The 12,353-nt window shown below is 48.5% G+C and carries 10 protein-coding genes; 7 read left to right on the top strand and 3 right to left on the bottom strand.

Going from position 1 to position 12,353, the window contains the following annotated elements; genetic code table 11:
- Positions 1–167: 167 nt before the first annotated feature.
- The 3 genes from ACES2C_RS12460 to ACES2C_RS12450 all read left to right on the top strand — a co-directional run bounded on the left by ACES2C_RS12460 (position 168) and on the right by ACES2C_RS12450 (position 4,237).
- Complete coding sequence (locus tag ACES2C_RS12460; protein WP_374166948.1) at positions 168–2,084, top strand: ABC-F family ATP-binding cassette domain-containing protein; 1,917 nt, start codon at positions 168–170, stop codon at positions 2,082–2,084.
- Entirely contained in the window at positions 2,014–3,441 is a 1,428-nt protein-coding gene (locus tag ACES2C_RS12455; RefSeq protein WP_374163430.1) for a DUF5103 domain-containing protein, read from the top strand. Before ACES2C_RS12460 ends, ACES2C_RS12455 begins: the two co-directional genes overlap by 71 nt.
- A 262-nt stretch (positions 3,442–3,703) precedes the next feature.
- Positions 3,704–4,237: an acyl-CoA thioesterase gene (locus ACES2C_RS12450; RefSeq protein ID WP_374163429.1), complete on the top strand. Its 534-nt coding sequence runs from the start codon at positions 3,704–3,706 to the stop codon at positions 4,235–4,237.
- Positions 4,238–4,293: 56 nt separating this feature from the next.
- Here the strand turns inward: ACES2C_RS12450 and ACES2C_RS12445 are convergent, their stop codons facing one another.
- Positions 4,294–4,719 (bottom strand): EVE domain-containing protein, encoded by a 426-nt coding sequence (locus ACES2C_RS12445; protein ID WP_374163428.1) that lies wholly within the window; start codon positions 4,717–4,719, stop codon positions 4,294–4,296.
- 306 nt (positions 4,720–5,025) lie between these two features.
- On the opposite strand from ACES2C_RS12445, the gene ACES2C_RS12440 reads away from it, so the two are divergent.
- Both ACES2C_RS12440 and ACES2C_RS12435 read left to right on the top strand, forming a co-directional pair.
- Entirely contained in the window at positions 5,026–5,472 is a 447-nt protein-coding gene (locus ACES2C_RS12440) for an adenylate/guanylate cyclase domain-containing protein (protein WP_374163427.1), read from the top strand.
- Entirely contained in the window at positions 5,469–5,765 is a 297-nt protein-coding gene (locus ACES2C_RS12435; protein ID WP_374163426.1) for a hypothetical protein, read from the top strand. The genes ACES2C_RS12440 and ACES2C_RS12435 overlap by 4 nt, the downstream gene beginning before the upstream one ends.
- A gap of 80 nt (positions 5,766–5,845) precedes the next feature.
- Here ACES2C_RS12435 and ACES2C_RS12430 read toward each other — a convergent pair whose 3' ends face one another.
- Positions 5,846–6,829, bottom strand: coding sequence for a helix-turn-helix transcriptional regulator (locus ACES2C_RS12430; protein ID WP_374163425.1), 984 nt, complete (start codon positions 6,827–6,829; stop codon positions 5,846–5,848).
- Between the two features lie 95 nt (positions 6,830–6,924).
- Between ACES2C_RS12430 and ACES2C_RS12425 the strand changes: the two genes are divergently transcribed.
- Positions 6,925–9,336, top strand: coding sequence for a TonB-dependent siderophore receptor (locus ACES2C_RS12425; protein WP_374163424.1), 2,412 nt, complete (start codon positions 6,925–6,927; stop codon positions 9,334–9,336).
- 6 nt (positions 9,337–9,342) lie between these two features.
- On the top strand, positions 9,343–10,551 hold the full coding sequence (locus tag ACES2C_RS12420; protein WP_374163423.1) for a PepSY-associated TM helix domain-containing protein: 1,209 nt from the start codon (positions 9,343–9,345) through the stop codon (positions 10,549–10,551).
- A 19-nt stretch (positions 10,552–10,570) separates the two neighbouring features.
- Here ACES2C_RS12420 and ACES2C_RS12415 read toward each other — a convergent pair whose 3' ends face one another.
- Positions 10,571–12,337, bottom strand: a complete 1,767-nt coding sequence (locus ACES2C_RS12415; RefSeq protein ID WP_374163422.1) for a PQQ-dependent sugar dehydrogenase — start codon at positions 12,335–12,337, stop codon at positions 10,571–10,573.
- Positions 12,338–12,353: the final 16 nt, after the last annotated feature.

Raw genomic sequence — 12,353 nt, 5'->3', positions numbered from 1 at the left:
ACTACTGCCAGTTATGGAACGCGGGGTATATACATTGCCCTTTCTATCATTTGTTCCAGCCATGGAACAGCGAAAATGCAGCGATCACTCAGCCCTCAGAGCATTCAATCGCCTTACCTCCCCAATTGTCAGTGCAGCTCATCAATGTTTTTCGTAAATTTGTATCTGTGATTGCAATTAACAACCTTACGTTCGAGATTGGTGCAAGGGCATTATACGACGAAGCAAACTGGCACATCAAGCCTGGCGACAAAACCGGACTGATTGGCGCCAACGGTACGGGAAAGACGACACTTTTAAAGCTGATCGTGGGCGACTATAGCCCTACGAGCGGCACTATTTCGATGTCGAAGGATCTAAAGATCGGTTACCTGAACCAGGACCTGCTGTCGTATCAGTCCGATAAGAGCATTCTGCATGTGGCTATGGAAGCTTTTGCCCGTCAGAATCAGCTCCATGCGGAGATTGAAAAGCTCCTCAAGAAGCTCGAAACAGACTACTCGGACGACATCCTTCATAAACTCAGCGACAAGCAGCATGAGTTTGAAGCACTCGACGGGTACAACATTGAGTTTAAGGCTCACGAAATCCTGGCCGGTCTCGGGTTCAGCGAGGATGACCAGAAACGGCCTCTCTCCGAGTTCTCTGGGGGCTGGAGAATGCGTGTGATGCTGGCCAAGATTCTTCTTCAGGTGCCCGACATCCTGCTGCTCGATGAGCCTACCAACCACCTTGACTTACCCTCTATCAAATGGCTGGAAACTTATCTTCAGGCATTTGACGGCGCTATTGTCATTGTATCGCATGACAGGTGGTTCCTCGACCGGGTGGTAAACCGAATTGTGGAATCGCGCAAAGGAAAGCTTACTTCCTATGCCGGCAATTACACCTACTACCTGGAAGAAAAGGGCATGCGTGAGGAAATCCAGCGGAACGAATACAAGAATCAGCAGCAAAAAATAAAGCAGGAAGAGCGCCTGATCGAACGGTTCCGGGCAAAGGCTAGTAAAGCCAAGTTTGCCCAGTCGCGTATTAAGATGCTCGAAAAGATGGATCGCGTCGACGATGTGGATGATGACAATCCATCCGTCAACTTCAGCTTCAAGTTCAGCAAGCAATCGGGCCGTCACGTAATACGCCTCGAAAATGTAAGCAAGTCATACCCCTCCAACCAGATCCTGGATCATACGAGCGCCGTTATTGAAAAAGGCGACAAGATCGCTCTGATCGGAGCGAACGGGAAGGGAAAATCTACCTTGCTGCGGATCATCGCGGGAACAGAAAAATTTGAAGGTGAGTGTATCACGGGCCATAACGTAACGGAGACTTTCTTTGCGCAGCACCAGCTGGAATCCTTGCATCTGGACAATGAAATCCTGAACGAACTGCAGGCCTTTGCTCCTAAACATACTGAAACAGAACTGCGCTCTATATTGGGCAGCTTCCTTTTTACAGGGGACGACGTATTTAAGAAGATCCGGGTTCTGTCGGGAGGGGAAAAATCAAGGGTCGCCCTGGCGAAAGCGCTGACTGCCGACGCCAACTTCCTGATCCTCGATGAGCCTACCAACCACCTCGATATCCAGTCGGTCAATATCCTGATCCAGGCCCTGAATCAGTTCGAAGGAACATTCATCGTGGTATCGCACGACCGCTATTTGCTCGATAATGTGGCAAATAAGATATGGTTTATTGAGGACCATCAGATCAAGGAGTACCCGGGAACGTACGCAGAGTACGAAGAATGGAATTCCAGGCGGGTAGTGACATCTTCTAAACCTGCGCCGGCGTCAGTAAAGAAAGAAGAGAAAGCTGCTCCTAAGCAACATACGCAGAACGATGATAAGAACCGGCAGCTTAAGAAGCTGAATCAGACGCTTCAGCAGCTGGAAGACAGGATCGCCGGCCTGGAGAAAGAAGTAAAAGAGGCGGAAGCAGAACTCGGCAACGAGGAGATCTATCAGGACGCAGCGAAACTGCAGGCAGCCAATGAGCGCTATCAAAAAGCGAAGGGTGATCTGCAGACCAGCCAGGCCGATTGGGAAAGCCTGGCCGAACAAATCATGGAACTGGAAAGCAACTAATAACAGGGGGACAACGATGGGCGGAATGGTTATGAGGAAGACTGGAAAGAATGGATGCAGACGGCGGTTGTTCATCTTATTCATCCTGTTAATGTATGCGACAGCCCCGGCCTGGGGGCAGAAAAAGAAACGGGAGTCAGCGGCCCTGGCTCCTGAGCAACAACTGGTTTACAAGGACCATGCGTACATTCCGCAAATAAAATCTGTCGAATTTTACAACCGCTCGAAGGAACAGTCGACGCCTGTCATCACGCTCGGTGGCAACGATGAACTGCTGCTCGCCTTTGACGATCTCAGAGCGGGAAGCAGGAACCTCTATTATACAATTGAGCACTGCGATGCTCAGTGGAACAGCAGCAGGCTTTCTCCTATCGATTATCTGGAAAGCTTTACAGAAGACAGGATTAACGAGTATCGCTTTTCTTTTAATACGCTTCAAAAGTATACGCATTACGAGCTTATTTTCCCCGGAACAACAGTAAGGCCGAAGCTGTCGGGAAATTACCTTTTGAAGGTATACGAGGACGGAGATCAGAACCGGCTGCTTCTGACCCGTCGTTTTTACATTGTTTCTCCCAGGGTGGCCATTGCCGCTGAAATCGCATCCTCGGGCAAGGTACAGAACCGGGATCAGAATCAGAAGGTTAATGCCATTGTGAACAGCTCCCAGCTGGAGATCCAGAACCCGTATCTCGACATCCGCATGATTGTAATGCAGAACGGGCGGCCCGATGCAATACAGATTGCGCCACGGCCTACTTTCATTCGGCCCAATCAGCTGGTCTATAACGATCTCAATTTGTTTGATTTTGCCGGGGGAAACGAGTTCAGGTTCTTCGATCTTAGGACGCTGCGACTCCAGTCGGAGCGGGTAGCCGCAATGAGAAAAGATACGGTCAATGTTGTTCAGCTATTACCCGACACAGAGCGCAGCGCAGGGCCATATAACTCTTCCTTCGACGAAAACGGAAACTTTTACATCAGGAACCTCGACGGCAGGGATAACCGTACGGATGCTGACTACGCACAGGTGAATTTCGTACTTGAAGCTGAACCTCCATCAAAAGATGGAGATGCATACATTGTCGGCAAGTTCAATGGCTACGACCTATCGGATGAAAACAAGATGGTGTACGACGCGGAGAGAAACCGTTTTTACGGAAGCTTGTTACTGAAGCAGGGATTGTATGATTACCAGTATGTGTGGGCAAGGAACTCTGGAGGGGCACCGGTTGAAGCGAACAGGACCGCATTTGAGGGCTCTTTCTTTCAGACCCGCAACCGATATCAGCTTTTCTTCTACTACAAGCGCCCCGGTTCCAGATGGGAAGAACTGGTGGGGTATAGCGAGTTGTAGGTGGCGAGTTGTAAGTTGTAGGTTGTAAGTATTAAGTGGTAAGTTGTAAGTGGAGGTTATAGCTTTTCAACGTTGAGGCCGATTGCATATAGACCGTTGTTACTTTAGGCTACTATTGCCAGGAGTGGTTAGTTGTTGCAAAAACACAGGCAACTCGAAACGCTGAACTTAGCCGCAGTACAAATCACACAACACAGATAGCACCATTGAACATAGAACAAAGAAGACAGGCAACACACAACTCACAACACACAACCCTCATATGGAAATAACTTCGAAACCGGCTAGTGAATCATATACCGTAATGAACGAACTGGTATTGCCAAACGATACCAATCCTCTGCACAATTTAATGGGGGGACGACTCCTTCACCTGATGGACATCGCGGCAGCAATATCGGCACAGAGGCATTCTAATCATATCGTTGTGACAGCATCAGTGGACAACGTATCTTTCAAACATCCCGTAAAATTGGGAGATGTGATAACTATTACGGCCAAAGTAACACGGGCATTCCATACGTCTATGGAAGTGCGGATAGAGGTCTATAGCGAAAATATCCCGTCGGGAACAAAGATCAAGAGCAACGAAGCTTTTTATACGTTCGTTGCACTTGATGACGATGGAAAGCCGGCCCTGATCCCCGAGCTCATACCGGAAACGGAAGAAGAGAAGCGCTTTTACGAGACGGCGGGCTCAAGACGGGAGTTTCGTCTGATCCTGGCAGGAAAAATGAAGCCGGAAAATGCGACGGGCCTGCGGGCCATCTTTTTCCCGGCGGATGATGTGGATTAAAACTTTTCCGCGTATGCAGTTACATAAGGGACGGTATTCCAATAGAGCAACCAGGGTTAAGCGCCCAGCTCAACAATGCGGTCAAACTCTTCTGCTTTAAGAGCCATTACGGATAGTCGTCCCTGTTTAACAAGTCCGATATTCTGAAGCCTTTCATCCTTCTTGATCTGTTCAAGGGAGACAGGCTTCTTTAGGGACTCAACAGGCGCAAGGTCAACCACCACCCAATTTGCGTCTTCAGTTGTGGGATCCTGATAGAACTCTTTTACAACCTTTGCTACGCCTACCACTTCCTTTCCCTCGTTACTATGGTAAAATAAGACCAGGTCTCCTTCCTTCATTGCCTTCAGGTTATTCCTGGCCTGAAAGTTCCGCACGCCGTCCCAGAAGGTACGACCATCTTCATTAAACTTCTCCCAGCTATATTTGTGGGGTTCACTTTTCACTAACCAATAATGTACGTTCTTGCTATCTGAAGCCATAATTAAAATAAGGGCAAAATTACAATAAATAAGTCGGTCAAACGGGGCGTTCCCTGATCGCAGGTCACCGGTAAAACCGGATTAAATTTAACAACTCCGAGTTATTAGCCCAAATCAAATGGTTCTCGAACAAGATGCTTGAATATTTGAAAAACAGAGGAGGAACAAAGCAGGATCTCCTGTTCTTCGAGAATTTGAACGGAGGAGAATGAGAAGTAATGAACGAGGTGAATTTATTCAATGGTTATTTTAATATTTCTTAAAATCTTTTCAGTTCTCATTCGTCTACCTAATAAAGAGCTGGACATGGAATTAAATTTTACTTCCTCAAATTTGACGAACAGTAACACAAGTTTGCTGAGTAGGTTCAACAGTTTGGTGACTGCCCAGGTGGCATCTCTGCAGCCACCCGAGCTTGAAAAGGAACTGGCCATTATGTTCCTTGATATCCGCAACTTTACCGGACTGATGGAATCGCGGCCGGCGAGAGAAGTTGTTCAGGTAGTAAAAAGGCTTTTTTCCATGTTCGGTCAAATTGTAAAAAGCTTCGGGGGGACAGTAGTGGAAACGGCGGGCGACAGCCTCTACGCTGTTTTTGGTATGGGCGGGGCAATAAAAGAAGCAGTGAACGAAAGCTACCAGGCTGCAAAAATGATCTTTGACACGATCGACCTCTTTAACGCTGCCCACGGGAATGAAAACCGGGGTGAGCTTCTGGAGATCGGCATCGGGCTGCATAAGGGGAGGTTGTGATAGGACAATCGTCGCTCGACGGTCAGAGCAAACTTTCAGTCATGGGTTTTCCTGTAAATATCGCTTCCAGGCTCCAGACAAAGACAAAAGAATTAAACAACGATCTCCTTGTATCAGAGGAAGCCTATCAGCTCCTGGACGGAAGGGTTCCGCTCCCTGAACGGCGGTGTATCAGCCTGGCAGGTGTGTCATCGACACAGGAAGTGCGGTTACTCGGAAAACCTTATTATACCCGCGGAGCTCAGCGTGAAGACGAAACATACCTGGACTACATCATTGCCTTCTCGGGCTAGTCGATTGACCGGTACTCCTATTAGGCGCGGGGAGAGAGCCGGCAGAATACGTTTGGCGGGTAGCGTCAGATCGTCTTTTACTAAGAATTTGGCCTTACCTGACTGGGGCTACAGCCAAACTTTCTGCGGAAAGCGGCGGCGAAATGCTGAGAATGACGGTAACCGACCAGATAAGCGATTTCTGCTATTGTTTGATCACCGTCCTCCAGCAAATGCCTCGCCCTATCAAGTCTGACCGAAGTTAGATACTCGAAAATGGTACAGCCAAAGACAGCCTTGAAGCCGCTCTTTAGCTTACAATCGTTCATTCCTGAGAGCCTCGACAGTTCAACAATTGACTTTGGATCATGAATGTTGCGGGCAATGTACTCCTTTACGAAGTGAAGCTTCTCTATGTCGGCCTTTTTCATTCTGACATCCCTCTGTCCACTTTCTCCTGTCTGTCTGATTTGCATCAAAAGAAGTTCTGTAATTTTCGTCTCCAGATAGATCTTCTTCAGGATCCCCTGATAATTGCAGTTCTTCATCTCAAAAAGAATGTACCGCATTTCCGGCAATATTGGCATTGGCCGAGTACCAAGCAAAGCCGGTTCTCTCTGCCCCAGCGCAGCACTAAAAGCGCCCATGGCACGAAGATCATTTTGCAGTATCCTGGAAAGAAATTCCTCCGTCAGGTTTATCTCGACCGTACTTCTCGAGCACGGGTAGGTGAGAAAGCCCTTTACTTCCGGGAGGAAAAAGAAACGGTGGTGACCGCCCGGAATAACCACATCCGGAACTCCTCGTACTGTACTGTGAAAGGCCGAGTGTCCTTCTATTTCGAACTGCATTTTAAGAAATGGAAAATCATGTTCTACTCCCATCCTGAACTCCTCTGTGATGCAGCTTTCCCTATAAACAACCTTTGCCCCATCCAACAACACCGCCCTGGCGGAACTCCTCATTGTTTTGTACTCGACACAGAGCTCAGATTCTTCCAATCCGTTCTTTGCACGCATTCCCTGAGGATGTTCTTTAGATATCACCTGGGTGGTCATGTCGGCTATCGTGTAAATGCTTCTCATCCCGGATTCGTTGTTAATACTCCCACATTCGTTACCTCCCCCACCGGTGTCATTCTATTTTTGCTGCAATTTATAATAAGTCTAAATAAGTTGCAATGTTTAAACGTTTAATTCCCGGGAGCTTGTTAAATTTCTCCCTTGTCCTCCTTAGCCTATACCTCTCATTGTCTCCATCCATGGCGCAGCAAAGCGGCATGTTAAAGGGCAAAGTCCTGACCTCTGACAACAAACCCGCAGTGGCGGTAACAATCACACTCCGACCAGGGGGAAAAATGGCCATTACCAATGATGAAGGCATTTTCATGTTCAACAGAGTGATCCCAGGCACCTACACCATGAAGGTATCCCTGATAGGTCATCATGAAGTAGAAAGGCAGATCACTATCACGGAAGGTAAAACAGTTGAGACCAAGATCCACCTCACTTCTTCGGTCGCGATGCTTACGGAAGTAGCCGTTACTACAGCGAGCACGCGATTTGCAAAGAAGCAAAGTGATTTTGTAGCGCGGATGCCGCTTAACAATCTGGAGAATCCTCAGGTGTACACGGTAGTACCGAAGGAACTACTGCAGGAGCAGCAAGTGATTGACTTCAGGACCGCTCTGCAGGTAGTACCGGGACTTACGAATGTCACCAATGGGGTTGGCTCGGGCGGCATGGGCCTTTCAATCCGGCTGCGGGGCTTCAGTGGTTCAAACAACGTAGGAGCAATCAGGAACGGAATGGCTACCAATTTTGTTTCTCTTTCTGACCCGGTAAATCTGGAAAGCATTGAAGTGATCAAAGGGCCTTCTTCTACTCTGTTCGGCTCATCTACCCTCGTATCTTATGGCGGACTGATCAACCGCGTGACGAAGAAGCCTTTCGATGTGTTTAAGGGTGAGGTCGGCTATAGTGCCGGGAGCTACGGTTTAAGCAGGCTTACTGTAGATCTCAATACACCAGTTAATGAAGACAAAAGCCTGCTATTTCGGTTCGACGGAGCCTATGCTAATGAGAACAGCTGGCAGGACTACGGAAAAACTATGACGCGCGTAGCTGCACCGTCACTTACTTATAAAGCCAATAATAAGCTTTCGCTGGATCTCGACTTTGAAGTGCTGAATGTAAAAAGGAACACCACCTATATTGGATCTATACCGAACACGTATACAGGAAATGCACGCAGCTTTGACGATCTCCGTATCAACTTTAAGCAGTCGTTCACGAATAACCAGTTCCTGAGCGAGTCAAAGGTATTCAATGGCTACGCGAAAGCTACCTATAAGATTAATTCTTCATGGATATCTCAAACCGCTTTTTCTTATGGCAGCACCGAGAACACTGCTAACTATCTGTTCCTCGCGCTTAGCTCAGACACTACCTTCAGCCGGAATGTGATGAATATTCCAAGCTCCTTTGGTGTCAACCAGGTGCAGCAAAACCTTGTGGGCGACTTCAAACTAGGTACTGTGAGAAACAGGATGCTGCTTGGGGCCGATTATCTTCAAATCACAACCAACGACCGGCGTACTAAATCTTTAAAGTACGACGATATCGTCTTTACCCGGCCTTCCGTTGCCGACCTTTCTGTCGAGAAATACAATCAAATGCAGGCAACAGCAGAGCGGGGCGCCAACTTCCGGAATTACAAAACATTAAGCGCTTATGCATCAGATGTAATCAGCATGAGTGCCGGTTTCTCGGCGATGGCGAGCATCCGGGTAGATCGCTATGAAAGTGTATTCGATGACTATAAACAGACCTCGTGGTCACCTAAGTTCGGGCTGGTCTATCAGGTACTGAAAGACAAAGTATCGCTATTCGGAAATTACATGGACGGCTTCACTAATCAGGCTCCCGCTATTCTGGAAGACAACCCGGCTGAGAAGTCGCCGGTGAAACCCGAACATGCACGACAAACCGAAGGAGGGATGAAATTAGAGTTACTGGGAGGCCGGCTAAACGGCACCCTGAGCTATTATTCCATCAGTGTGGAAAACAAACTAAGGCTGATACCTGGCAGTAACACTGTCTACACGCAGGACGGAACTCAAAAGAGCAAGGGATTTGAAGCGGACCTGATTGCTAACCCCATCCGCGGACTCCATATCATTATGGGCTACGGGTATAACGATAGCAAATATACTAAAGCCGACTCGAGCGTAGCCGGACTTCGCGTCACCTCGGCTCCTGAGCATACAGGCAATCTATGGCTGAGCTATAAACTTCCGGAGGGAGCTTTTAAGGGCTGGGGACTAGGATTTGGAGGCAATCTTCAGAGCGACGCGTTTTTCGTAAACAGCCGGCCTAAAGTTGGCAAGACCACCCACTACAACCCGAATCCTTTTCAGTTCCGGGTACCGGGATATGTCCGGTTAGATGCAAGTATTTTCTACGAGCAGCAGAAGTATCGCTTCGGAGTAAAGATGAACAATATCTCTAATGAAAAGTACTGGTCGACCGACGCCTATGCTCTGAGAGAGGCTCCGAGGATGGTGAACGTTAATCTAACCTATAAGTTCTAAACAGGAATGAAAGCCACAGGGAACGAAAGTATGAGAAAGGGCGGCGAATCCGTCCTGATGAAAGTAATAGCATGGCTCCATTTATGGCCGAGTTTAATCTCGGCCATCGTACTGATCTTTGTATGCCTGACCGGGACAATCATCGTGTATGGAGATGAAGTGATGGATCTGGTGAACCGTGACGTACTTTATGTACCCTACAAGGGGCAGAAGCGTCTTCCCTCGGAGGTACTCCTGAACGAGTTTAAAAAGAACTTCCCCGAGAGAAGATCGCCCGGTTATATGGTGGTATTCCGTGACCCGGGGCGCTCGGTGAAGTTAAACTCGTTTGATCCAAAGGTCGGCCTCAGAATGGTCTATATGGATCCGTACACGGGAAAAGTGTTGAGGGAAGATAAAACAATACATTTCTTCTACGTAACAGCGCATCTTCACGCTTCTTTGCTCTGGCACGGCACAGGAGAATGGATCATCGACATTGCAACGATCATTTTCCTGATTGAACTCATCACGGGGCTGGTACTCTGGTGGCCCGCAAAGTGGACTAAAACTACGCGTGAACAAAGCTTTAAGATTAAATGGAAAGCTAAGTTCAAACGTCTTAATTATGACCTCCATAACGTACTCGGGTTTTACTCGCTCGCTATTTGTCTTGTACTCACCCTAACCGGGCTAATCATCGCATTTAAGCCGCTCGCCCGGCTAACTCTAGCCTCCTTTGGTGGTGCTACTTCTCCCCGCTGGGAGAAGTCTCTACCAGCCTTCCGGGTCGGAAAAGTCCCTTTCGAGCTAAACGATATTATTGAACGGCACTTCAAGAGTCTGCCATGGGCAGAGGCCGCACAGGTGCTCACCTACCGGATGGATTCTTCCGGATATTACTCCATTGCCTTTTCGCGAAAGGTGGGTTTGAAGAGCCGAGACGGAAACGAGCCGGTGTTTGTTGACCGCTTCTCGGGGAAAGATCTCAAGATACCCCATAAGGCCATGGTGCAGGAAAACATTGAAAACGGCTACTGGGCACTGCATATGGGTACCTGGCTGGGCCCGGTAGGAAAGTTCATAACCTTTACAGGCGGGCTCATAGCTACCAGCCTTCCTGTAACGGGATTTTATATCTGGTGGGGCCGCAGAAAAAAGAGCAAAAGAAAAAACACAAAGAGCAGAGCTGCAAATGGAGGTAAAAGCAGTCTGAAGGTTCTCCCCGCACGCTAAAAAACAACTACTTTCAGCTTCAATTACTCTGATCTCTGATGCTGCTGACCAGACTGGAAGTCAGCTTCTTCGTGAGCTGGATATCTTGTTCGGTCAGCCGCCTTTTGACTAACAGGTTAAAGGCCAGTTTAGCTTCCGGACTGAACATTACCTTGCGCGCAGTACCGCCATCCATTTCTCTCAGAGACTTAAACAAGTCTTTGAGCAGCTTCCTGGCCGATTTGTGATCAGCAACGTTGCCTGCCCTTTCTTCTATGTCATCCAGATCGGTGCCCCCCTTTTGCCACGTGAGTTCGAGTATAGCACCATGCAAGCTGCTGCCTTCAGGATCCTGCTCAGAAGGACCTGAGGTAACCGAGGAGCTGTCAGTCGACAGGTAGATCCGCTTTCCATCGGGCGAAAAGGCTACGTCCCGATATCTGGCTTTAGCCTTAAAATAGCCGATCGTGTCGCCGCTAATGCCAGTTCCCCTCTCGTTCAGCTTCAGGCGGACAAGCCTCGCCTCTTTCAGGGATGTTACCAAAAGCGAATTCTTCCATCCGGGGATTACATCTGAGGTATAGACGGTAGTACCTGAAGGTGCAACTGCCGGCCAGTCTACTTTCTTCTCATCCGGCTTATCTCTGGTAGTTAAGAAGATGTCATTCAAAAAGCTTCCCTCTGCCACATACATGCTTTTTATCGGACCACGGAAGTTGGTCTCCCCAATATCTTTCACGTTCTGTTCTTCACTGGCTATAAGCGGATAGGTAGTATGCCAGTCACCCGGGAGGGTCTTACGGTCTGACACTGCTGCAGCAAAACCGTTATAGTTATTATCATTGTACCCGATTACCAGAGGATGTCCATAGTTCTTTCCTTTTTCTATCAGGTTGATCTCATCGTCCGAGAAGGGTCCGTGTTCAGATGAATAAAGAAGATCTTTCCCTCCTATCCTTGCCCATGCAAGCCCCTGCGGATTGCGGTGACCAAGGCTCCACACTGCATTCTGACGGGCTCCGTTGAAGGGGTTATCGTTCGGGATCCATCGGTCGTAGATGTTCATATCAGCATCTGGAAGGGCATTAAAGCGCAGTACCTTTCCTTCATATTTCTCCTTATTCTGAGCGTGATTCGTCCGTCCGCCATTGTCAAACTGTCCCGCTCCCATATCGCCTACCGTGTAGAACAAATACTCCTTTCCTCCCACAGGAGCCACCAGCAGGCGGCCTCCATTGTGGTCACTACTCTGAGGGATACTATCGCAGACCATTACCGGGTTCGAGAGGCTTTGCTGCTGAGGGTCGTACTGATAACAAACGATCCGCCCGGTAAAGAAGTGCCCTCCCCAGTTCGGCTTTCCGCCATCACCGGTGCTGTCGCGTGCCGGATCATTATAGATGTAAGCCAGGTAGACATATGGCTTACCGTTGAGGAGCTGCGGATGCAGGGCCAGGCCCATCAAACCTCCCTGAGGCCAGGGCTTTCCTCCATCAAGCGAGTCAGGAGTTTTGTCGTACCGGGGGAAATTACGCTGATGGCTCAGATCGAGCAGTACTTTCTTTTCGCCGTTGGCCGGATTCACCCTGCTTACTCTGTAGCCCTTTGCTTCCGTTATCCAAAGGAAATTATCAGGGCCGTAGATCAGTTCCCAGGGGTCGCTTAGTCCTTTTGCTACCACTCTCGACTTAAACTCCTCTCCGTAGGGGCCTGTCAGCTTTTGCGCGAACGCTAAACCGGCAGGCATGGCAAATAAAATGGAAAGGACGAAGGTCATCCGTCTTCTCATAAAGGCAATGTTTTTCATAGATGTTTTTAGTCAA

The sequence above is a fragment of the Arcticibacter sp. MXS-1 genome (assembly GCF_041902385.1).
Taxonomy (GTDB): domain Bacteria; phylum Bacteroidota; class Bacteroidia; order Sphingobacteriales; family Sphingobacteriaceae; genus Arcticibacter.
Note: the sequence above shows the minus strand (reverse complement) of the source record. Positions and strands in the feature narration are given on the sequence as shown.